The organism is Acidovorax sp. NN32 (genome assembly GCF_057597245.1).
Genome location: NZ_CP199679.1, coordinates 1833645 through 1856030, shown reverse-complemented (window position 1 = coordinate 1856030; position 22386 = coordinate 1833645). Strand labels below are relative to the sequence as shown.

At 65.5% G+C, this 22386-nt stretch carries 21 protein-coding genes; 14 read left to right on the top strand and 7 right to left on the bottom strand.

Annotation, left to right across the window (positions count from 1 at the left end; genetic code table 11):
• The first annotated feature begins 101 nt into the window (after positions 1–101).
• Complete coding sequence (locus ACT89O_RS08505; RefSeq protein ID WP_487262335.1) at positions 102–3233, top strand: WD40 repeat domain-containing protein; 3132 nt, start codon at positions 102–104, stop codon at positions 3231–3233.
• A gap of 89 nt (positions 3234–3322) precedes the next feature.
• Here the strand turns inward: ACT89O_RS08505 and ACT89O_RS08500 are convergent, their stop codons facing one another.
• The 3 genes from ACT89O_RS08500 to soxR form a co-directional block, all read right to left on the bottom strand.
• Positions 3323–3838, bottom strand: a complete 516-nt coding sequence (locus tag ACT89O_RS08500) for a hypothetical protein (protein ID WP_487262334.1) — start codon at positions 3836–3838, stop codon at positions 3323–3325.
• Between the two features lie 84 nt (positions 3839–3922).
• On the bottom strand, positions 3923–4681 hold the full coding sequence (locus ACT89O_RS08495; protein ID WP_487262333.1) for a DUF1889 family protein: 759 nt from the start codon (positions 4679–4681) through the stop codon (positions 3923–3925).
• Positions 4682–5058: 377 nt separating this feature from the next.
• Positions 5059–5523: a redox-sensitive transcriptional activator SoxR gene (soxR, locus tag ACT89O_RS08490; protein ID WP_487262832.1), complete on the bottom strand. Its 465-nt coding sequence runs from the start codon at positions 5521–5523 to the stop codon at positions 5059–5061.
• Positions 5524–5737: 214 nt separating this feature from the next.
• On the opposite strand from soxR, the gene ACT89O_RS08485 reads away from it, so the two are divergent.
• The 3 genes from ACT89O_RS08485 to ACT89O_RS08475 all read left to right on the top strand — a co-directional run bounded on the left by ACT89O_RS08485 (position 5738) and on the right by ACT89O_RS08475 (position 7718).
• Positions 5738–6187 (top strand): RidA family protein, encoded by a 450-nt coding sequence (locus tag ACT89O_RS08485; RefSeq protein WP_487262332.1) that lies wholly within the window; start codon positions 5738–5740, stop codon positions 6185–6187.
• A gap of 41 nt (positions 6188–6228) precedes the next feature.
• Positions 6229–7509 (top strand): MFS transporter, encoded by a 1281-nt coding sequence (locus tag ACT89O_RS08480; protein WP_121419484.1) that lies wholly within the window; start codon positions 6229–6231, stop codon positions 7507–7509.
• Positions 7510–7574: 65 nt separating this feature from the next.
• Positions 7575–7718, top strand: a complete 144-nt coding sequence (locus ACT89O_RS08475) for a hypothetical protein (RefSeq protein ID WP_199727021.1) — start codon at positions 7575–7577, stop codon at positions 7716–7718.
• Between the two features lie 122 nt (positions 7719–7840).
• Here the strand turns inward: ACT89O_RS08475 and ACT89O_RS08470 are convergent, their stop codons facing one another.
• On the bottom strand, positions 7841–10144 hold the full coding sequence (locus tag ACT89O_RS08470; RefSeq protein ID WP_055398881.1) for a putative bifunctional diguanylate cyclase/phosphodiesterase: 2304 nt from the start codon (positions 10142–10144) through the stop codon (positions 7841–7843).
• 157 nt (positions 10145–10301) lie between these two features.
• The gene (gene ylqF / locus ACT89O_RS08465; protein ID WP_055398883.1) at positions 10302–11279 is read right to left on the bottom strand and encodes a ribosome biogenesis GTPase YlqF; all 978 of its coding nucleotides are present in this window, start codon (positions 11277–11279) and stop codon (positions 10302–10304) included.
• Between the two features lie 94 nt (positions 11280–11373).
• Here ylqF and ACT89O_RS08460 point away from each other — a divergent pair, with 94 nt between their 5' ends.
• Positions 11374–11625, top strand: a complete 252-nt coding sequence (locus ACT89O_RS08460; protein ID WP_121507050.1) for a hypothetical protein — start codon at positions 11374–11376, stop codon at positions 11623–11625.
• A gap of 11 nt (positions 11626–11636) precedes the next feature.
• On the top strand, positions 11637–11852 hold the full coding sequence (locus ACT89O_RS08455; RefSeq protein WP_487262831.1) for an oxidoreductase-like domain-containing protein: 216 nt from the start codon (positions 11637–11639) through the stop codon (positions 11850–11852).
• Positions 11853–11938: 86 nt separating this feature from the next.
• Here ACT89O_RS08455 and gshA read toward each other — a convergent pair whose 3' ends face one another.
• On the bottom strand, positions 11939–13465 hold the full coding sequence (gene gshA / locus ACT89O_RS08450) for a glutamate--cysteine ligase (protein ID WP_431152398.1): 1527 nt from the start codon (positions 13463–13465) through the stop codon (positions 11939–11941).
• 71 nt (positions 13466–13536) lie between these two features.
• Entirely contained in the window at positions 13537–14445 is a 909-nt protein-coding gene (locus ACT89O_RS08445) for an SDR family oxidoreductase (RefSeq protein ID WP_487262331.1), read from the bottom strand.
• 359 nt (positions 14446–14804) lie between these two features.
• Between ACT89O_RS08445 and ACT89O_RS08440 the strand changes: the two genes are divergently transcribed.
• The 8 genes from ACT89O_RS08440 to ACT89O_RS08405 all read left to right on the top strand — a co-directional run bounded on the left by ACT89O_RS08440 (position 14805) and on the right by ACT89O_RS08405 (position 22382).
• Entirely contained in the window at positions 14805–15086 is a 282-nt protein-coding gene (locus ACT89O_RS08440; protein ID WP_055398894.1) for a DUF427 domain-containing protein, read from the top strand.
• A 566-nt stretch (positions 15087–15652) separates the two neighbouring features.
• Positions 15653–16291: a DUF938 domain-containing protein gene (locus tag ACT89O_RS08435; RefSeq protein ID WP_426307107.1), complete on the top strand. Its 639-nt coding sequence runs from the start codon at positions 15653–15655 to the stop codon at positions 16289–16291.
• A 13-nt stretch (positions 16292–16304) separates the two neighbouring features.
• The gene (locus tag ACT89O_RS08430) at positions 16305–16601 is read left to right on the top strand and encodes a 2Fe-2S iron-sulfur cluster-binding protein (RefSeq protein ID WP_487262330.1); all 297 of its coding nucleotides are present in this window, start codon (positions 16305–16307) and stop codon (positions 16599–16601) included.
• Between the two features lie 216 nt (positions 16602–16817).
• On the top strand, positions 16818–18503 hold the full coding sequence (locus tag ACT89O_RS08425) for a T6SS phospholipase effector Tle1-like catalytic domain-containing protein (protein WP_487262329.1): 1686 nt from the start codon (positions 16818–16820) through the stop codon (positions 18501–18503).
• A 175-nt stretch (positions 18504–18678) separates the two neighbouring features.
• Positions 18679–19800, top strand: a complete 1122-nt coding sequence (gene ribBA, locus ACT89O_RS08420) for a bifunctional 3,4-dihydroxy-2-butanone-4-phosphate synthase/GTP cyclohydrolase II (RefSeq protein WP_055398900.1) — start codon at positions 18679–18681, stop codon at positions 19798–19800.
• A 272-nt stretch (positions 19801–20072) separates the two neighbouring features.
• Positions 20073–20537: a 6,7-dimethyl-8-ribityllumazine synthase gene (gene ribH, locus ACT89O_RS08415; RefSeq protein WP_121419471.1), complete on the top strand. Its 465-nt coding sequence runs from the start codon at positions 20073–20075 to the stop codon at positions 20535–20537.
• A complete protein-coding gene (gene nusB / locus ACT89O_RS08410; RefSeq protein WP_487262328.1) occupies positions 20534–21091 on the top strand; it encodes a transcription antitermination factor NusB in 558 nt (185 codons plus the stop codon). The genes ribH and nusB overlap by 4 nt, the downstream gene beginning before the upstream one ends.
• Before the next feature lie 106 nt (positions 21092–21197).
• Entirely contained in the window at positions 21198–22382 is a 1185-nt protein-coding gene (locus ACT89O_RS08405) for a pyridoxal phosphate-dependent aminotransferase (RefSeq protein ID WP_487262327.1), read from the top strand.
• The last annotated feature ends 4 nt before the right edge of the window (positions 22383–22386 follow it).

The window sequence follows — 22386 nt, the reverse complement described above, 5'->3', positions numbered from 1 at the left end:
GGGCAATTAATAAGACAACACATCATTCTCTGCGCAAAGCAAAAACCACATAGCGCGCGGTGTACGATGCCCCGCCCGTTGTTCCACCGCCCTGCCGCACCATGCCCACTGCACGACTTTGCCCGCTGGCCGATGTGGCCGCCTTGCTGCCCGCCGACAGCTGGATCGCCCAGCGCCTTGCAGAGGACCCGGATGCGCTGGCCACGGAAACCGTGCTCTGCATCACCGGCGATGCGCAGGTGCCCGAGCTGCATCTGGATGCGCCCCTGGCCAGCGGCAGCCCGCTGCGGGCGCTGCTGCAGGACGGCAACAACACCAACCAAGCACCCACGGGCCAGCCCTTTCTGATCCTGATAGAAGGGCATCTGCAGATTGACGGCGCACTCACCTGCGACGACACCGATGGCGCCACGCACCTGGTCGTACTGGGCGACGCGCGCATGCACAACGCCGTGGTGGGCGGCCAGCTGCTCTATGTGCAGGGCGCGCTGCAAGTGGCCGACCTGCTGTGGGGCGACTACAACCACGGCGGGCTCACCGTGCGTGGCGGGCTCACGGTGCGGGTGGCACTGTTCACGGATGAATACCCCGTAGACATCACCGGGCCGGAGCAGGTGGAGTTCCTCATGGACGAGGTGCGCGGCGTGCCGCACCGGGCGGAGTTCGCAAGCGAGATCGCCGGCATCGTGTTCGCGCCCGAGTTCCATGACGGCATCGACGATGGCGAAAGCGGCGTCAGCTACGTGCTGGACCGCGCCCGCGTGGTGGCCGCCGTGCGCGCGGGCGACAACGCCACGCGCAGCAGCGCCGAGATCCACGCGCTGATGCCCCTGGAGGCCGACCTGTTCGCCGATGAGGTCATCAGCGTGCGCAACATCCTGGCCGCCGCGCACACGCCCGTGATCGGCCCCAAGGAGCACACGGCCACCGGGTGGTTTCAGCAGACTGATTTCTCGCTGTGCCAGCGGCATGTGGACGCCGATGGCGACCAGCGCGATGACAACGTGTTCATCACCGTCTGGAAGACCTGGGACTTCTACCTGTCGGTATCGCAAGAGCCCGAGCGCCAAGGATTGCTGGCGCGCCTGGCCGCCGCCGTGCGGGGCCGCAAGGTGCCGACCACCGCGCAGCTCACGCTGTTGTACCGCGCCTATAGCGAAGGCGAGCCCGGCGAGTGGTCGCCGCTGGCGGCCGGCACCCATCCCGAAGCGTGGCAGGCCTGCACAAAGGCCTGGCGCGGCGTGTTGGACTACCTGCGCAAGGCAGTGGGCCAACACCGCGCCCGCTACCCGCTCTACCAGCGCCTGGTGACCGAGCTGACCGCAGAGCGCATCGAAGAATTCACCACCCTGCCCGTGTTCACCGAGCGCTACAACGACTGGTGGGACAGCGACAAGAACGGCTGGTGGGAAGGCGACGTGTGGGTGGGTGCGCGCCAGCCCTGCATGCACGAAGGCGAGCCTTGGGGCCGCGCCCTCAAGCTCAGCTGGGAAAACGGCGACGAAGCCCCTGGCGACGAAGACGACAACGCCCACAGCGCCTACCAGATCAACGTGGAAGCCGCGCTGGACGGGCCTGCCGTGGTGGAGTTCACCTATGCGCAGCGCCAGAGCGATGCCCGCACCACCCTGCCCCGCAGCGCCGCCGACCACATAACGCGGCTGCTGCGTTTTTACGGTGCGGTCCAATTGCGCGTGCGCGATCAGCACGAACAGGAGCAGGCCCGTCAGGCCGAGGCGCGGCGCATCGAAGCCGCCGTGCACCTGCTGGCCACGCCCCCGCTGGCACCCGACCTGCCCGATGCAGCGGTCTTCCCCGTCGAGCTGATGACGCTGTCCGACCAATGGCAGGCCGATGGGCAAAGCTATGTGGCCGCCATCCGCGCGCACCAGCTCGCACTGGATTCGGCCGAGGTGCAGGAAGGCAATGGCGATACCGAAGAAGAAGAAGAAGAAGAAGAAAACGAAGACAGCGACCTGCCCTCCGACCCGCGCAAGGCGGCCGCAGCCACCGTGCTGCAACTGGCCCGCGTGGTCAACACCCACGCCGACGAAGACCTGGCCGACCGCTTTCGCCAGCGCTTTGCATTTGCCCCCGACGCCTTCGTGCGGCACGCCGCCGATGCGGGCCGCTTCATCGGCCCGGTGTTCGCGCTGGACGACGGCCGCGTGCTGGCGCGCATCGGCGCCCCCTACGACGACACGGCGCACTGGGTGGCCCTGCAGGGCCTGCGGCACATCCCCTTGCCCGCACTGCGCGGCCTCGGCCGCTCGCCCAACCGGCGCTGCTTTGCGCAAAGCGACGGCCAGCACATCACCACGCACGATGGTTTTGACGGCCCCGTCATCGCCCGCTTTGCACTGCCCCAGGGCAACGAAGCACTGCCGCCTCATGTGGTGGTATCGCCCGGTCCCCTGGGCCAGCGCTGCGACGAGCTGATCCCCTTCAACGACGGCCAGCGTGTGCTGCTGCGCAACCCCACGGGCGTCTATCTGTTGCACGCCGAGGGTGCCGCGGGAGCCAGCAGCCCCGTGCAGCGCATCCACCCGCAAACCTTTGACGAAGACGGCCCCTACACCTGGCCCAAGAACCAGCAGGACGAATCGGTGAACGGCGCCGAGGCCACGATGCTGGCGCTTGACATGCTGCACATGGCCCTGTCACCGGACGAGCGCTACATCGCCGTGGGCGACCAGGACAGCGTGCACCTCCTGCTGAACGTCCGAGGCCAGGTGGTGCGCCGCTACGAGCCCCTGTCGTCCTACCCGCACCACACCACCTTCTCACACGACGGCACGCAGCTGTTTGCCAACTCCTGCCACTTCTACGGGGGCTGCACGCTGGCCGCGCCAGTGAGTGCAGCGTTGCCAGACCTCGCGGCAGACAGTGGAGAAGAAGAAACACACGAAGCCCCGGCCATCAACACCCAGTGGCGCGTGTATGCATCTGCCACCCTGCCGGGCATGGTGGTGCTGGGCGATGCCAACGGCTACCTGCACGCCATCAGCGACGAAGGGCGCCCGCTGTGGCGCCACCACATCGGCAGCACCATCAGCGCCATGGACATGTCGCCCGACGGCAGCACGCTGTGGGCCGCCAGCTACGGCGGCTACCTGGCGCACCTGGAGCGCGTTGAGACGGGGATGGACCCGTATTCCATCGGCACATCGCCGTATGCGGAGGTGCGGCGGTGGATCTTCTGGAGCGATGAAACGGGGCCGTTGCGGTGGTAGGCGATGTGGTGAATGGTTTGCCGAGTGGCAGGCTCACGAGCGTCGGGGATTGAGCTCAAGGGGTCTAGGGAACCCTGAGAGTGAATTCGCTAACCAGCGGAAGGAAGCAGATCGAGCGTAAAGCCATAGTAGGAACCTGCTTCAAGCTCTGCTTGCCAAAGGGAGCGAATGTGCTCCACTTTCGCGAATGCGCCCATCCCTCGCAGCCATGAGGCCCAAACCTCTTCATCGATGAAACCGGTCTTGTAGTAGAGATACTCTTCGGCACACAAGTTGAAGTAATCAAACAGGACCTGCTTGTCAGCAAGGGCAAGCATTGAGACTGCATCACCGGCTGCAATCTCGTTCAGCCGCTCGTTCAACGAGTCGTACTTGGCATTGAACTGACGAAAGAGCTCTGTGAACAGCCGAGTCTCTTGCAGGTGCTGGCTGTAGAGGAAGTAGGCGAATCCAGCAGCTGCGGCTACTGCTGGCAGAAAGAATTCCGCCTGCTTTGCAGGGGGAGCGATCAGAAGGATACCTGTCGCCAACCCGGCTACCGTGACCAAGAAGATGGCAGGGTAGCGGCTGCGCTTGCCCAATGCGAACGGGTGAACGGTCTTCATTTGAGGCCTGATGTTTGAATTGAGCGGACTGCGCAGCTTTTCGCGCAGATTCGGCGATGATGGGCTAGTGCTCGCCGACCCATCTCAGACCTTCGAGCTCCAGTAGTCATATGTTCTTTTGGCGGCATCAGAGTCTGGCAGCCGGGGCTTTGATTTCAGCGCGAATACTCTGAGGGCCAACTTCTCGAATTCGTCTGCAGCCTTATGGTGCCATCCGTTCTGGATAGCCCACGACCGGATATTCTCCGGCTTCTCGAAGTGATCATTTGCTCGAAGGATGCGTAACGTTCTGTCGGCCTGCTCCTTGTCGCGAGGATTCAGCAGGCTGTGCGACAAGTTGATGCCCCGGGTAAGTGCGAGGAGAGCTTGTTCAACAATAGGGTCGCCAATCAGCCTCTGTGAGGATTGCTTTGGAGCACCATGAACGGCAGGGGACCAAGTCCTTTTCCACCCTTCTAGAGCTCCTGGAATGTGTGGAACGGCTACGATTCCGAGTAGATTTTTTATCGAATCTACCTGATCAAGCATCTTCTGATCCGAGTAGACAGAGATAAGCACGCTGGGCTTGGCGACCCACCTCAGTGTTCGAACGGTCTCCAAGCGCATAGGCACTCCAGATGGCAAAGCGACAACACCACCATCGTGCAGCTTCTTCGCACTTTTTTCTCCCAAAGCCGATGCGAGGGTAGTGTACTTAACACTGTCTTTTCCCGGGACAAACAGGATCGCCTCTTGAACCCTTCCTTGGCTCCACTTGCAGATTTCGTCCGCATAGCCAAAGGCAAGATTGATGCCCTCTTCACTTTGATCATCGTCTGGAACCAATACTCGAATGGTGGTCATGCTTCCACTTTCCTATGCAGTGCGGGAACTACGGTTGTTCTGCGAGCGCTAATGATTGGGGTCTATCAGACGCAAGACAAGCAGCAAGCAAAGGGCACAAGCATTCATGGAGTCAGAAAACCTCGTTGGAGTGAACTGCGGCCCACAGGGCAAGGCAGTCGCGCGCGCTAGGGAATGCCCGACATTCGGCTTTGCACGGCTGTCATGCATTATGCGCAACACCCCTGGATTGGACTCCCAGTTTCTGAGCAGTTGCGGAGCCATAGTAGTCCGCACGATGACCTACCACGTAGCGGTAATGTGGCCTGCGGCGACTCTTCTCGTTTCATGGAGGACCCCGGCTGTGAGACACGTACGCAGCAACCCACACCCCTCCCTCAAAAATGCGGCCCAGGCCCCTCCTCTGCGAGCGCATCCTGCGCATTGCGCAGCGGGCAGACCTTGAGCGACAAACAACCGCAGCCAATGCATCCATCCAGCTGGTCGCGCAGCGCCGTCAGCGTGCGGATGCGCTCGTCCAGATCGTCGCGCCAGCGGGCGGACAGGCGGCGCCAGTCGGCCACCGTGGGCGTGCGCCCGGCGGGCAGCGCCTGCAGGGCCTCGGCGATGGCGGCCAGCGGCACGCCCATGCGCTGCGCCACCTTGATCACCGCCACGCGGCGCAGCACGGAGCGCGGGTAGCGCCGCTGGTTGCCCGCATTGCGCACGCTGGCGATCAGCCCGCGCGATTCATAAAAATGCAGGGCCGACACGGCCAGCCCGCTGCGGCTGGCGACCTCGCCCACCGACAGCTCGGATTTTTCGCACAGCTCGGACGTATCAGTCTGCGCGTCCGCTACCACGCGGGCAACGGGAATGCGAGGCTTGCCTGGTTTCACAACAGCTTCTGCAAGGGCTTTCTTCACGGCGATTGACCTCAATTTAACTTGAGGTTTGATACTAACCCATGAAGCCCTTGCAACCGCCGCCGATGCCGCTGCGACTGCGGTCGCCCAGGCTTTCCGGCAATTCCACCTTGGGTTTCACCTTCACATCCCCTCTCAGGATTTCTGCACCATGCGCCTTGATACCGCAACAACCCAGCACCCCGCCACGGCAACTTCCACGCTGCGCTTCATCAACCCGCCGGGCCTGTACGACCCGCGTGCCAATGGCTACACCCATGTGGTGGTGGCGCCCGCCCCGGCACGCACTGTCTTTGTGGCGGGCCAAGGTGGCGAGAACGCGGCGGGCCAGCTGTCTGCCAACTTTGGCGAGCAGCTGCGCCAGGCGTTCACCAACCTGCGTATCGCATTGGCAGGCGCGGGGGCCAGCGTGCACGATGTGGCCAAGCTCACCGTGCTGGTGGTGGACCACACCGAGCAGCGGCTGGCGCTGTTCAGCCAGGCGGTGCGCAGCCTGTGGCCCGATGGGGCGGCACCAGCCTGCACGCTGATCCCGGTGCCCCGGCTGGCGCTCGACGGCATGCTGATTGAAATCGAGGCCACAGCAGTGATGCAGGCATGAGCTGTGCATGCACACCACCCCAGGCAACCACTGTCCCCAAGATGAGCACTCCACCGCACTCCCGCTCCGCATCCACCACACCGCCCAGCACGCCCCGCGCAGAGGCGCCAGGCCTCAGCACGCCGGTGCTGCTGCTCATGGCCGTGGCCTGCGGGTTGTGCGCGGGCAGCAATTACTTCAACCAGCCCCTTCTGCACTCCATTGCCACGCAGTTGCAGGTGCGTGACGCCTCGGCGGCGCTCATCGTCACGCTGGCGCAGGTAGCCTACGCGGCGGGTTTGTTGTTTTTGGTGCCGCTGGGTGACATGCTGGAGCGGCGGCGGCTCATCACCACGCTGATGTTGCTGGCGGCTCTGGGGCTGTTCACCAGCGGGTTTGCGGGCAGCTACACCCTGCTGGCGCTGGGCACGGTGCTGACGGGGCTGTTCTCGGTGGCTGCGCAGGTGCTGGTGCCGTTGGCGGCCACGCTGGCTGCGCCGGGCCGCAGTGGGCGCGCGGTGGGGCTGGTGATGAGCGGGCTGCTTGTAGGCATTCTGGCGGCGCGCAGTGTGGCAGGACTGCTGTCTGAACTGGGTGGCTGGACGCTGGTGTACCGCGTGGCGGGCGTGGCCATGGTGGCCGTGGCGCTGGCGCTGTGGTGGGCAATGCCCCGCTCGCGAAACGCTGGGCGGGCCCAGGGGTATGGCCAGGTGCTGCGCTCTCTGGGCACGCTGGCCCTGCGCCACCCTCGGCTGCGCAGCCGGGCCTTGCTGGGTGGGCTGTCGTTTGCGTCGGTCAGCGTGTTGTTCTCCACCATGGCGCTGTTGCTGGCGGGGCCTGCCCACCGCCTGGGCGATGCGGGCATCGGCCTGGTGGGGCTGGCGGGCGTGGCCGGTGCGCTCATGGCCAATGTGGCGGGCCGCATGGCCGACCGTGGTCAGGCCCAGGTGGCCACGGCCGTTTCGGTGGGGTTGCTGCTGCTGGGCTGGGGCGCGCTCTGGCTGGGCGCCACCAGCCTGGTGTGGTTTGTAGTGGGCATGCTGGTGGTGGACCTGGCGCTGCAGGGCGTGCACATCAGCAATCAGAACGTGATCTACCGGCTGGACCCCACGGCCCGTGCGCGCATCAACGCGGTGTACATGACCAGTTACTTCACCGGCGCGGCCAGCGGGTCGGCGCTCGGGTCTGTGGCCTGGCTGTGGGGCGGTTGGGGCGCCACCTGTGCGCTGGGTGGGGGCATCGCGGTGCTCAACGCCCTGGCGCTGGCGCATGACCAGCGCCTGGCTCTGCGAGCGCATCCTGCGGCAGCGAACCCCGCTGCGGCGCAGCCCGCCATACGCTGAAAGGGGCCGGTTTGTGACGTACCATCCCGGCACGGTCCCATTCCGAGACCTTTACAGGAGGCACCATGGCCAAAGGCGAACAACGCAGCAACAAGATGGCAAAGAAACCCAAGAAGGACACTTCGCTGCCCAAGGAAAGCGGCGGCTCTGACCGCCCCATGCCACCGGTGACCGCCGTCATCCCGCGTGGCAAAGAGAAGAACAAGTAAGTCACCCAGCACCCGCAGGCCGTTGCGCTGAGGCGCGCATGCGCCAACAAGCCGTTTGCTATCATAAAAATAGCTGCCAGCGCTTTACCAATAAGCGCTGGCAGCTATTTTTGTCTTGAAATTCAGCCTTCATCCTCCACGGTGGCGGTGCCCACCAGCGCTGCACGGGCCAGCCAGTCGGTGTCGGGCTCGGGGCGCCCGAAGAGGTAGCCCTGGTACACGATGTCGGGAGCGCGTTGGCTCAGGAAATCCGCCTGGTCGCGGGTCTCGACCCCTTCCGCCACCACGCGCAGGCCGAAGTGGCGGGCCACCGACAGGATGCCTTCCACCAGCACGCCATCGTCGGCATTGGTGGGTGCGTCGCGCACAAAGGAGCGGTCGATCTTGATCTCCTGGATCGGCAGGCGCTTGAGATAGGCCAGCGACGAATAGCCCGTGCCAAAGTCGTCCAGCGACATGTCCACCCCCAGCGCCGCCAGCTCGCCCATCTTGGCCACGGCGTCGTCAAAATCGTCGATCACCAAGCCTTCGGTCACCTCCAGCGTGAGCAGGCGCGGGTCGGCACCGCTGGCAGCCAGCATGGCGCGCAGCTGCGGCACAAAACCCGCCTGCCGGAACTGCCGGGCACTCAGGTTGACCGACAGCCGCAGTCGCCGCTCCTGAAACAATGGCTGCGCCAGCAGCGCGCAGGCATGGGAGAGTACCCAGCCGCCCAGGCTCACGATCAGGTCCGACTCTTCCGCCACGGGGATGAACACCCCCGGCGCCACCAGGCCGTCGCGCGGATGCTGCCAGCGCACCAGCACCTCAGCCCCGGTGATCTGGCCCAACACGTCTACCTGCGACTGCAGGTACAGCCGCAGCTCGCCCGCGCCGATGGCCTGGCGCAGCTCGCGCTCCACGCGAAAGCGCTGCTCGGCCGCCTCGCCCATGCCCTGCTCGAAGAAGGCCGCCCGCCCACCACCGGCCTGCTTGGCGCGGTGCAGCGCCGTGCCTGCACGGCGCAGGGCGTCGTGCGCAACATCGTTGGCGCTTTGCGGATAGAGCGTGATGCCCACGCTCGCACCCAGCTGGGCTTCTTCGGTGTCGTTGTCTTGCAGGTGCAGCGGCCGCAGCAACGCTGTCTGCAGCTTTTCGGCAAAGGCCAGGGCACGCCGGCCCGCCAGCGAGGCATCGGCGCCCAGGCCGTGGAGCACCACGGCAAATTCGTCGCCCGCCACACGCACCAGCAGGCCCTGGGGGGGCAGTATCTCGGACAGGCGCAGCGCCACGGCGCACAGCAGGCGGTCGCCCATCTCGCTGCCGCGTGCATCGTTGAAGGTGGTGAAGCGGTCCAGGTCCAGCAGCAGCAGCGCGTGTTGCGTGGTGGGCGGGCGGCCCGCGCGGCCCTGCAGCGCAGACAGCCGCTCCATCAGCGTGAAGCGGTTGGGCAGGCTGGTGAGGCTGTCGAAATGCGCCAGGCGGTGGATTTCCTGCGCTGCGCGCTTGCGCTCGGTGACGTCCTGCTTGAGCTCTACATAGTGGCTGATGTGGCCGTCGGGCTGGCGGATGGGGGCCACCACCACGGCCTCGGCAATCTCGGCGCCGTCCTTGCGGCGGTTGACCTGCTCGCCCGCCCAGCTCTCGCCGCGTGCCAGGGTGGCGCGCAGGCCGTCCCGCTGCGCGGGCGCCAGGCCATTGCTGGAATAGTCGGCCGATGCCTTGCCCACCACTTCATCGCGCTCATAACCCGTGCGGCGCACGAAGGCGTCGTTCACGTACTCGATGTCTTCTTTCAGATCGGTAATAACGATGCTCTCGGGGCTCTGCTCCACCGCCCGCAGCAGCTTGCGCAGTGCAGCCTCGCTGGCAGCCAGGTTGGTAGCGGTCTGCTGCGCCTCCTGCACCCGGCTCATGTAGTTGCGGCGCGACAGCAGCGTGGCCGCTGCCGTCAGCACCAGAATGCCTGCCAGGTACACCGCACCGGCCACCCGGTTGGCCACCTGCACCGGCTTGAACATGCCCTGGATGTCGGCCCAGATGAACCCCAGGAACAGCAGCGCCGTGAGCCCCACCAGCGTCAGGGTGGCCCTGGCCCCCAGCAGCCAGCCGGCCAGTACGATGATCACCGGGTAGTTGAGCAGGTTGGGGCCGTTCACACCGCCATTGCGGGCCGCCACCAACGACACCGATACCCACACGCCCCACACCAGCAGGTGGGCCGCCTGCGTCCAGCGCTGCTGGCGCGCCAGCCACAGCGCTGAGCCCCCCACCAAGCCCGCCACCAGATTGAGCGCCACACGCGCAGGCTGCACGGGGTCGTCAAACATCAGCAGCACGCCGATGACGCCACCGAGCAGCATCACGGCCCACCCTGCCACACGCACCAGATGGCGTGTGGTGGCGTCTTCGTGGTCGGGCAGCGGAACAGCGGGGGCTTCGGCCATGGCGACGGGGGTTGCAGGGGGAAGGCCATCGTAACCGCAGCCCTAGAACCTGTTCAAGTTCTTACGGATCGGCTGCCTGCAAAACGCCAGCAGCGGCGGCCACGCAACGCCGACGGCGGGCATCCTGCGCGCCCGCTGGGATGCGCCGGGAACCCGGTCAGTCCGTGCCGTCGTCGCTGCCCGGTGCAGGCTCGCGCACACCCGAGCCCTTGCCTTTGGACTTGGCGCGCGCATCCTTCTTGGCCTGGCGCTTGGCGTCTTCGGCCAGGCCCGCAGCGCGCCAGGCTTCAAACTCGGTGGGCGTCTCCAGCGTGATGCGGCCCAGGATGGCGGTGCGGAAATCCGTCATCACGATCTCGGCCGTCTTTTGCAGGTTGACCTTGCCGCCGCCCAGCATGGCACCGCGTTTGCGGCCAATGGCTTCGAGCAGTTCCTCGTCGTGCATCGTTGCCACGGCCCCCTCGGGCAGGCCCAGTTTGTAGCGAGCCTCCAACAGTGGGGCGTAGTTTTTCTGCAGGCGGCGCAGCAGCTCCAGGGCCACCAGCTCCTCGTCGTAGGCATTGCGGCCCACCGCGCCGCTGGCGGCCAGGTTGTAGCCGCTTTCGGGCACCACAATGCGCGGCCACAGCATGCCGGGCGTGTCCCACAGGTAGAAGTCGTCGGCCAGGGTGATGCGCTGTTCCAGCTTGGTGATGCCGGCCTCGTCGCCCGTCTTGGCCTGGCGCTTGTTGCTGAGCGTGTTGATGAGCGTGGACTTGCCCACGTTGGGCACGCCGCAGATCAGCACCCGCATGGGCTTGGCCATGCCGCCCCGGTTGGGCGACAGCAGGTGGCACGCGTCAATCAGCTTGCGCGTGGGGGCCGGGTCGGACGCATCGAGTGGCAAGGCGCGCGTGTCGCTCTGGGCGTTGTACCAGTCCACCCACTGCGCAGTGCGCTCGGGGTCGGCCACGTCCTGCTTGTTGAGCACCTTGAGCGTGGGCTTGTGGCCGGTGATCTCGGCCAGCAGCGGGTTGGCGCTGGAGCCGGGCAAGCGGGCGTCCAGCACCTCGATCACCACGTCAATGTCCTTGATGCGTTCGGTGATGGCTTTACGGGTCAGGTGCATGTGACCGGGGAACCACTGGATGGCCATGCGGGGGTACTTTCTTCTTGGTTCAACAGGTTCTAAGGGTGGCAAGGATAATCGCGGTCCCACTTGCCCTACGCCACGGCGTTGTTTGACCTTCATGCCAGCCCCTCTCGACACCCCGCGCAAAGCCACCGCCACCAAGGCCCACAAGGATCTGCTGTTCAAGAGCGTGACCTTGGCCCTGATTGGCCTGGTCATCCTGCTGGCGCCGTACGTCGCCCGCTCTGCCAGCGTGCGCGATCTGATGAGCCAGGCGGCCCTGGTGGGCTGGTTTGCGCTGGTGCTGGGCATTGCGTTTGGGGTGCAGTACGCCGTGCGCCGCGCCAAGTCCGGGCGCCACAAGCCGTGACTTCACTCACCATGGCAACCCCGGCCCGCGCTGTAGACGGCGCGACCGCGCAGCAGATGTTCCAGTCGCTGCAGCAATGCGCTGCAGACATGGGCATTGCGCTGCGCACCCCGCCGCCCGAGCCAACGACCTGCTGTGGGCGCGGGTGCAATGGCTGCGTATGGGAGGGGTTTCTGGACGCGGCCGAATACTGGCGGCAAGAGGCGCTGCTGCAGCTGCAAGGCTGAAATTAGCGTCTAAACAGCCTCTAGCGCTTGATGAATAAGCGCAAGCAGCTATCAAATCAGGAGTTTCCTGACGCCTGCGCGCCCCATCACCCGAGCTCCTTCACCGCCATGTACTGCTCGCGCCATTCTTCAAACGGCAGCGTGTCTGCCGCCTCGATGGCTTTCTGCGCGGCAATCGATTCATCTGCCATCGCCAGGTAGCGCGCCTGCTGTTCAGGCGTCCACGGCAGGCCCAGCAACGCGTCGCGCGCAGCGATGGACTGCTGGCGGGCAAAGGATTCAAAGCTGTTGTGGTGACTCTGCACGATGCTGTCGAGAACGCGGGCCGATGGTGTGCGCTCGGGCGCAGCCATCAGCGCGCGGGCATCGCGCAGCGCGGTGCTGTAGTCGTCGGTGCCATGGGTGGCATCCAGCGCGGCAGCCAGCGGCTCGCAGGCGGCCAGTACCTCGGCACCCCATTCGGTCAGCGGCACGCTCTGGCCGTTGCGCGACAGGTGCAAACCGGGCTCGCGGCCACGCTCTGCGGTGAGGTGCTGGTTCTGCTTGAGTTCGGCAATTTCGGCCGGTGTGTCGGGCGGGCTGTCGGACAGCAGGCAGTGCAGCAGGAACACATCCAGCAGGCGCATGGTGGGCGCGGTGATGCCCACGGGCACGAATGGGTCCAGGTCCATCAGGCGCACTTCCACGTATTCCACACCCCGCTCGCGCAGCGCGTGCAGCGGGCGCTCACCGGTGCGCACGGTGCGCTTGGGGCGGATGGTGCCGTAGAACTCATTTTCGATCTGCAGCAGGCTGGTGCCCAGCTGGTTGTAGTCGCCACCGGGGTTGCGCACGCCGACGGTTTCGTAGGCGGGGTACGGCTTGGTCAACGCCTCGTGGAGCGAGTTGGCGTAGCCCGTCAGGCCGTTGTAGCTCACGGCCAGCGTGGCCTGCGCGTCGCTCTGGTAGCCCAGGCGGCCCATGCGCAGCGACGTGGCGTGGGGCAGGTACAGCGCGCTGCCGCCCTCCATGCGCTCCAGTCGGTGCTCGCGCCCTTCCACAAAACAGGGGCACAAGGCGGGCGACGCGCCGAACAGGTACAGCAGCACAAACGCGTGGCGGCGGAAGTTGCGGATGAGAGCGAAATACTGCTCGCTGTCCACGCCCGGGAGCGACCAGTTGTAGTGAATGCCCGAGATGGTCTGCATGCGGCGGCCATAGCGGTGGCCCAGGCCCATGCGGTACACGCTCTTGGCGCGGCCCACATTGGAGCTGCCGTAGCGGCCAATCGGAATCGTCTCGTCGGTGGGCAGGCCGCAGGGCATGCTGGAGGCCCACAGTAGCTCGCCGCCGCTGTCCTTGAGGGTGTGGTGCACAAACTGATGCACCTCGGTCAGCTCATCCAGGCACTGCTGCACGCCCTTGTGGGCGCCGGTGATCAGCTCCAGCTGCGACTCGCTGTAGTCCGTGGTGATCAGGGGATGTGTGAGGGCCGAGCCCAGCGCCAGCGGGTGGGGTGTGAGGGCCAGGCCGCCGGTGGGCAGCACGCGCAGCCCTTCCTTTTCGATGCCGCGGCGAATCCCCCCCAGGGCGTCCGCCGGGTAGGCGGCCAGTCTCTCGTGCAGTGTGCTCATATGTTTATACCGATCCAACTTCTGTCGGCCCGGAACTTAGCACGTTGAGCGCTGGCCCGCCTCTGGGGAAATCAAGCCCTTGTGGCCAAGGCCTTTCCAACTTCGTTGGTTCCTTGGGCTGCGCCACTTTGTGGTACTTGCTCGCCGGCACGGTCCGTCACCTGGGCCAGGTGGGCCGCCAGTTGCTCGGGCACATCGGCGCCAATGCCCAGATGAACGCCCTGCGTCAGGGTGATGTGGGCGGCCTCGAACGTGCCCGCGCCCGCACACAGAATGGTGCGCGTGGGCGCGCTTTCGTGCGCCAGCACCAGCATGGCGGGCACCACGGCCTCGGGCTTCAGGGCGTCCAGCACTTCCTGGGGCATCAGGCCCTCGGTCATGCGCGTGGCGGCCGTGGGGGCCAGGGCGTTCACGTGGATGTTGTACTTGGCGCCCTCGATGGCCAGGGTCTGCATCAGCCCCACCTGGGCCAGCTTGGCCGCACCGTAGTTGGCCTGGCCGAAGTTGCCGTACAGGCCGGTGGACGACGTGGTCATCACGATGCGGCCATATTGCTGGGCCACCATGTGCGGCCACACGGCCTTGCAGCAGTTGGCGGCGCCCATCAGGTGCACATCCACCACCAGGCGGAAGTCGTCCATGCTCATCTTGGAAAATGACTTGTCGCGCAGGATGCCCGCGTTGTTGACCAGCACATCCACCCTGCCCCAGGCATCAATGGCCTGCTGCACCATGGCCTCGACTGCGGCCAAGTCAGTGACGGATGCGCCGTTGGCCAGCGCCTCACCGCCCGCAGCACGGATCTCATCGACCACGGCCTGCGCAGCACTCACGGTACCGCCGCTGCCGTCCACCGCGCCGCCCAGATCGTTGACCAGCACCTTGGCGCCGCGCGCTGCCAAAGCCAATGCATGCTGGCGGCCCAGGCCACCGCCTGCGCCCGTCACGATGGCCACACGGCCTTTGAAATCAATACCCATGGTGAAGGTTCTCCTGTCCTGTTGTCTTGGTTGGTCCATCAATCAGTGGAATAGAAGCGAAACACATCTCTCTAAACCGCCTCTGGCGCCCAGCCCCAATGTGCGGGCACCGCGCGCTGCACTGTAAGCCACGCGGCGCTGGCCGCCGGTTGCGCAGGCGACTGAATAAATGAAGGCATATCCGTCTAAAACCCTGCGTTCGCAGAAGCCCGTGCACAGCTGCGGCGCATTGGGAATAATCGGCCTCGCAATCCCGTTCCGGGGGCTTGCTGCTGCAGCGGCACCCCATTACTCACAATTTCATAGCTACCAGCGCTAATAAATCGAGCGCCAGCGGCCATTTTTACCAAGGATTCCCCATGAAAGCAGTCTGGAACGGCGTAGTAGTCGCCGAAAGCGACGACACCGTGGTGGTGGAGGGCAACCACTACTTCCCCGAAAGCGCGCTCCACCGCGACTACTTCACCTTCAGCAACCACAAGACCACCTGCGCCTGGAAGGGCCAGGCCAGCTACCTGTCGCTGCTGGTCAACGGCGAAATGAACACCGACGCCGCCTGGTTCTACGCGGACCCCAAGCCCGAAGCCGAAGAAATCAAAGGCCGCGTGGCGTTCTGGAAGGGCGTGAAGGTCACCCCCTGAACACCCCGCAGCCCACCACCTGCGGGTTATCCCTGTCAGCACTGGACAATCATGTGGATAAGTTTTGACAAGCCCTGTATGACAACGCCAAGTGCTTGATTTGTAAAGAACCACCCTGCACTGCCTCATTTTTAGGCAACGCAGAACACCATGGCGATGGTTATCCCGTTCTGCACTGGACAATGGTGTGGATAACCTTGGATAAGCCTTGTATGGACGCTTTAAGTGATTGATTTACAAGGAATATCCTTGTGACGCTCAAAAAACAGGCAATTACAAAACCCGATCCGCCCCCGCCGCCAACGCCCTCAAACGGCCCCCAAAACCCCCGGTTATCCCTTCCCGGACTGGACAATCTTGTGGATAACTCTGAACAAGCCTTGTATGACAGTTTTAAGTCATTGATTTACAAGGAAACTTCTTATGCCGCTTAAAAAACAGGCAGCGCAGCCTGGACAAAGCATCTGGGGTACAGTCCCCGTCGGCATTCTTCGAAGCGCTCTTTATTTCATAGCTAATAGCGCTTACCAGATAAGCACTAGAGGCTAAAAATACCAGAATATTTAGTGACCACCGCCCCCCTCCAGCACAGCCCCGCCGCCGAACGCAACCAGGGCCCCATCCTGGCGAAGCTGCTGGCCCTGTTGCCACCTACCGGCGCCGCGCTGGAGATTGCCAGCGGCACCGGCCAGCACGCCGCGCACTTTGCAACCGCCCTGCCCGGCTGGACCTGGCAGCCCACAGACCTGCACAACACCCACTTCGCATCGATCACCGCCTGGGCCGAGCAGGCAGGTGCCCGCAACGTGCGGGCGCCACAGCGGCTGGACGTGCTGCATGACCGCTGGCCCAGCGAAGGCCCGGCGTTCGGCGCCGCGTCGTTCGACCTGGTCTACTGCGCCAACATGCTGCACATCGCGCCCTGGGCCTGCTGCACGGGGCTGATGCAAGGCGCCGCCCGCCACCTGACGCCGGGCGGCCACCTCGTCACCTACGGCCCGTATCTGGAAGATGGCGTGCCCACCGCGCCTGGCAACCTGTCTTTCGACGCCAGCCTGCGCGCACAAGACGGCGACTGGGGCATCCGCCGCATCGAAGACGTGGCCGCCGTCGCCGCCCAGGCCGACCTGCAACTGGCCGCACGGCATGCGATGCCCGCCAACAACCTGCTGCTGGTTTGGACACACGCCTCCCGCAACGCTTGAAGAAACGCACCCCATGAACACACCCACCGCAGCCCCGTTTTTCACCGCCAAGGTCGAGCCCGACGGCCAGCAATGCGACGCCTGGCCCGAGCAGCCCCTGCTGTTGTCGCTGGAGCAAGGCGGCATCGACTGGCCCAGCTCCTGCCGCAACGGCACCTGCCGCACCTGCCTCGGCATGCTGATCGAAGGCGAAGTGCGTTATGCCATCGAATGGCCCGGCCTGTCTGCCGAAGAAAAGGCCGAGGGCTGCGTGCTGCCCTGCGTGGCCTACCCGGCAAGCGACGTGCGGTTGCAAGCGCAAAGCATCTGACGTTGGCTGAAGGGGCCTGCCCCCTGCCCCGGCTCGCCCCCCCCGAATGGCGCTTTCCTGCTTGCCATGCCCGGCAGTAGTCACCCAGAATCTGCGGCACATACATTGAGGACTTACGCCAATCGGGATGCAGCAACCGGCTTTGCCGTGGGCGTGTCGCTTGCCTGAGCACTGTTTGCGTCAGTCATGATTGGTTGCAGAGCGAGGGGGGACTTCATGAACGCATTTGCCACACCGGCCGCAGTAGCCACGAATCCACCGCGCGCCGCCTACCGTCCCCCCACCCGCGAGGACATCCTGACCCAGTGCATCGCGGCGGACGCGCAATGGGCCGAAAAGCCCGGCCGCAACCTGGTGCTGCTGTTCGACGGCACCGGCAACATTCTGGGCAACCAGCAGGACACCAACGTGGTCAAACTGCTGCGCATGCTCGGCAAGGGCCACGACCCATCGGGCAAGGAGCCCACCCAGCTCGTTTACTACGACCCCGGCGTGGGCACCACCAACGAGTTCCCGGCGGACGGCATCGTGTCCGAGGCCAAGAACCAGCTGCGGCAACTGGCAGGTCTGGCACTGGGCAACGGCGTGTTCCCCAACATCGCAGAGGCCTACCGGTTCCTCGTCAATACGTACCAGCGGGGCGACCGGATCTACCTGTTCGGCTTCTCGCGCGGCGCATTCACGGCGCGGTCGGTGGCCGGGATGATCAACATGTACGGCCTGATCCACACCGAGGGGCTGCCGCTCATCGAAACGCTGGTGCGCACCTACTTTGCGCCGCGCGGCCACAAAAACCAGGCTGGCACCAAAGACCGGGAGAAATTTGCGGAGGACGTGATCAACAACTTCTCGCTGGGCCGCACGCCGCTGGTGCACTTCGTGGGCGTGTGGGACACGGTGGAGGCCATCGGCCTGGGCGGACTGGGCAGCATCAAGATCAGCAACTCCACCGACTTCGACTGCAAGCGCTTTGCCCACGTGCGCCATGCCATGTCGCTGTATGAATCGCGCAGCAAGTACACGCCCCGCCGCTACGAAGACCCGCACTTCACCGCCGAGGAGCAGCCCTGGCGCAGCTACGACCAGCGCTGGTTCCGCGGCGTGCACAGCGACGTGGGCGGCTCGTACGCGCGCGACGGGCTGTCCAACATCACGCTGGCCTGGATGGTGGACGAAGCCGCTGCCCAGGGCTTGCGGGTGGACAAGAGCCGGCTGCAGCCCGGCGACCCGCTCACCGCCATGCACGACCAGGCGTATGACTGCCCCTACTGGGTCTGGACCGGCCTGAACGCCCGTGACCGTGAGACCAGCGACTTCATCGACCCCACGGCCCGCCCGGTGGACGGCGCCGTGCCCGCGAGCACCGTGCCGCGCACGCAACCCTGGCGCTGGATGGGCATAGCGCTGGCAGCCGCCACGGCCGTGCTGTACGCCATCACCACCCTCGCTGGCTACCGCGCCTGCGACCTGGATACCGCGCCGTTGTGGCTGCAGATCCTGCCCACGGGCTTTCAGCTGTCGGCCCACTGGCATGCCAGCTGGGAGGTGATGTGCAACGCCGAGGGCGTGCGCCGCGTCATCGCCTTGGATTGGGCCCTGCTCGCCTGCTACACCCTGTGGCTGGCCTACCCGGTGGCGTGGGCCGTACGGCGGTTGGTCGCGCGGGCCGTGCCGCAGGGCCGGGCCCTGGGTGGCATTTCGCGCCATGCACACTGGGCGATGGGCACGCTCGTGGTGTCGGACCTCGTGGAAAACTTTGCCACGCTGCACATGCACCTCGCCCACTGGCCCACAGTGCTGACGGTGGCCAGCGGCGTCAAGATGCTGTCCCTGATGCTGCTGGTCGGCTTGATCGTGGCCGGCGCGCTGGCCCGGCATGGCGGCGGCCGCTCGACTGCGTGATCCGCTTTGGCCGCGCCCCAAGTGAACTAAAATCTCGGCTTTCGGGGCGCAGAGCGCTCCCGCACCGTGCGGCCAGCCCCGCACTGCCCGCTCTTTGGAATCGACCCGCCCGGGTCGTGGCCGGACAGCGTGCGGTGCGCGCCACCCGCGCGGCCCACCGAAAGCCCGCCCTTCCATGACCTCCCCCCTCACCCCCGTGCCGATCTCCCCCGTCGAGGACATCGTGGCCGAGATGCGCGCCGGGCGCATCGTCATCCTGGTGGATGAAGAAGACCGCGAAAACGAAGGCGACCTCGTCCTGGCCGCCGACCACGTGACGCCCGAGGCCATCAACTTCATGGCCCGCTTCGGCCGGGGCCTGATCTGCCTGACATTGAGCCGTGAGCGCTGCGAGTTCCTCAAGCTGCCACCCATGGCCGCGCGCAATGGCACGGTGTACAGCACGGCGTTCACCGTCTCCATCGAGGCGGCCGAGGGTGTGACCACCGGCATCTCGGCGGCCGACCGTGCCCGCACCGTGCAGGTGGCGGTGGACCGCAACTCCAAGCCCACCGACCTGGTCCAACCCGGCCACATCTTCCCGCTGCAGGCGGTGGACGGCGGCGTGCTCATGCGCGCAGGCCATACCGAAGCCGGTTGCGACCTGGCCGCCATGGCAGGCTGCAGCCCCGCATCGGTGATCTGCGAGATCATGAAGGACGACGGCACCATGGCCCGCCTGCCCGACCTGCAGCTGTTTGCGGCCGAGCACGGCCTGAAGATCGGCACCATTGCCGACCTCATCGAATACCGCAGCCGCAACGAGTCGCTGGTCGAAAAGGTCGGCACGCGCACGCTGCAGACCGCCTACGGCGAATTTACCGCCCACGCTTTCCGCGACAAACCCAGCCAGGCCGTGCACCTGGCGCTGGTCAAGGGCCAGTGGAGCGCCGACGACGTGGTGCCTGTGCGCGTGCACGAGCCGCTGTCGGTGTTCGACGCGCTGGAGGTCAACCGCTCCATGCACTCGTGGGGCCTCGATACCAGCCTGCAATACCTCGTCAAGCAAGGCAAGGGCGTGGCCGTGCTGCTGAACTGCGGTGAAAGCGCCGCCCAGCTGCTGGCGCAGTTTGAAGGCACCGCCCGCGCAGCCCAAGCGCCTGAACGCGGCCGCATGGACCTGCGCACCTATGGCGTGGGCGCGCAGATCCTGCGCGAATGTGGCGTGCACAAGATGGCTCTGATGGGTCAGCCCCGCCGCATGCCCAGCATGGCCGGCTACGGCCTCGAAATCACCGGCTTCATCCCCAAGGAATAATAGAGTGGGTTATGCACTTTTACGTACTCGCGTTGGCCCTAGGGGCTGGTGATCGCAAGGCGCAGTGCGCAGCCAAGGCCGGGGCCTTGGCAAGCGCTGCAACGCCGCGAGCGCCGGCCCCTGGGGCCAACCCTTTGGGAAAGCCGGGGAAAGGCCCGGCCACGTTGTTGCAGAACGCTTGCGGTATCCATACCGCGGCGCGTCCTGCGCCTAGTTGCCGGGCCTTTCCCCGGCTTTCGCGAGCACGTAAAAGTGCATAACCCACTCTAACTATGTTTGGCGCAGACAAAGGAACAGCGGACAAGCTGGACGGCAAGAAATTGCACATCGGCATCGTGCAGGCCCGCTTCAACGAGAGCATCACCAACACGCTGGCGGCCGCCTGCCGCGCCGAGTTGCTCGCGCTGGGTGTGCAAGAGAAAAACATCAAGCACGTGCTGGTGCCCGGCGCGCTGGAGGTGCCCGTGGCCTTGCAGGCCATGGCCGAAAGCGATGAATTCGACGCGCTGATTGCGCTGGGCTGCATCATCCGTGGCGAGACCTACCACTTCGAACTGGTGGCCAACGAATCCGGCGCGGGCGTCACGCGCCTGTCGCTGGACTACCAGATCCCGATTGCCAACGCCATCATCACCACCGAAAACGTCGAGCAGGCCATCGCCCGCCAGACCGAAAAAGGCACCGATGCCGCCCGCGTTGCGGTGGAAATGGCCAACCTGCTGGACGAGCTGTCATGAGCGAAAACACCCCCACGCCGTCCTCGGCACGCCCGCCCAAGCAGGCCCGCACCGGGCTCAAGAGCACGGGCACGCGCAAGGCAGCCTCCAAGTCCAACCGCAGCCGTGCGCGCGAATTCGCGCTGCAGGCGCTGTACCAGCACCTGGTGGGCGGGAACGATGCGCACGCCATCGACGCGTTCACCCGCGACCTGGCGGGCTTTCACAAGGCCGATTCGGTGCACTACGACGCACTGCTGCACGGCTGCATCAACACCGCCGCCGACCTGGACGCGCTGATCACCCCGCTGCTGGACCGCAAGATGGCCGAGATCTCGCCCATCGAGCATGCCGTGATGTGGATCGGCGTGTACGAGTTTCAGCACTGCCTGGACGTGCCGTGGCGTGTGGTGCTGAACGAGTGCATTGAGCTTGCCAAAGAGTTTGGCGGCACCGACGGCCACAAGTACGTGAATGCCGTGCTCAACGGCCTGGCCCCCAAGCTGCGTGCGCTGGAAGTGGCGGCCGACAAGGCTCCGGGCGCAATGCCTGGCGCGCCCGTCGGCGAAGCCTGAGCGCCCCGCCGAAAGGCTCCCGCGCGTGCAGCCCACTGCCACGCACGGGGCCTTCTTTCTTGAGTTTCCGAGTAACACCCGACCCGCACGGGCAGGACACCTTCCCATGAAGTTTTCCACGCGCGCTGAGCGCATCGAACCGTTCTATGTGATGGAGGTCGCCAAGGCCGCGCAGGCCCTGGCCCGCGAGGTGGCGGGCACGCGCGAGCCGATGATCTTCCTGAACATTGGCGAGCCGGACTTCACCGCGCCGCCCCTGGTGCAAGAGGCCGCCGCGCGCGCCGTGCACAGCGGCGCCACGCAGTACACCAATGCGCTGGGGCTGGATGCGCTGCGCGAGCGCATCAGCGGCTGGTACCAGAGCCGCTTTGGCGTCAATGTGCCTGCACGCCGCATCGTGGTCACGGCCGGTGCTTCGGCCGCGCTGCAGCTGGCGTGCCTAGCGCTGATCGAGTCGGGCGACGAGATCCTGATGCCCGACCCGAGCTACCCCTGCAACCGCCACTTCGTGAGCGCTGCAGAAGGCAAGGCCGTGCTGCTGCCCACCACGGCGGCCGAGCGCTACCAGCTGAGCGCCGACAAGGTGCGTGCGGCCTGGACGGACAAGACGCGGGGTGTGCTGCTCGCATCGCCATCCAACCCCACCGGCACTTCCATCGCGCCCGGTGAGCTGCGCCGAATCCACGACGTGGTGCGTGCGCATGACGGCATCACGATGATCGACGAGATCTACCTGGGCCTGTCGTACGAGGAAGAGTTTGGCCACACCGCACTGGCCATCGACGACAACATCATCAGCATCAACAGCTTCAGCAAATACTTCAATATGACCGGCTGGCGCCTGGGCTGGATGGTGGTGCCGGAAGCCATGGTGCCGGTGGTCGAGCGCCTGGCGCAGAACCTGTTCATCTGCGCCAGCACCGTGTCGCAACACGCGGCGCTGGCCTGCTTCGAGGCAGAGAGCATTGCTGAATACGAACGCCGCCGCGCCGAGTTCAAGGCCCGGCGCGACTTCTTTATCCCCGCCCTGCAGTCCATGGGCCTTTCGGTGCCGGTGATGCCCGACGGTGCCTTCTACGCCTGGGCGGACTGCACGCAGGCCGCCGAGCGCCTGGGTGTCAGCGGCAGCTGGGACTTTGCTTTTGAGCTGATGCGCCGTGCGCACATCGCCGTGACGCCAGGGCGTGACTTCGGCACGGCCGAGCCAGAACGTTTTGTGCGCTTTTCCACCGCCAACTCCATGGCGCAACTCCAAGAGTCTGTGGCGCGGCTGCGCAGCGTGCTGGGGTAACGCG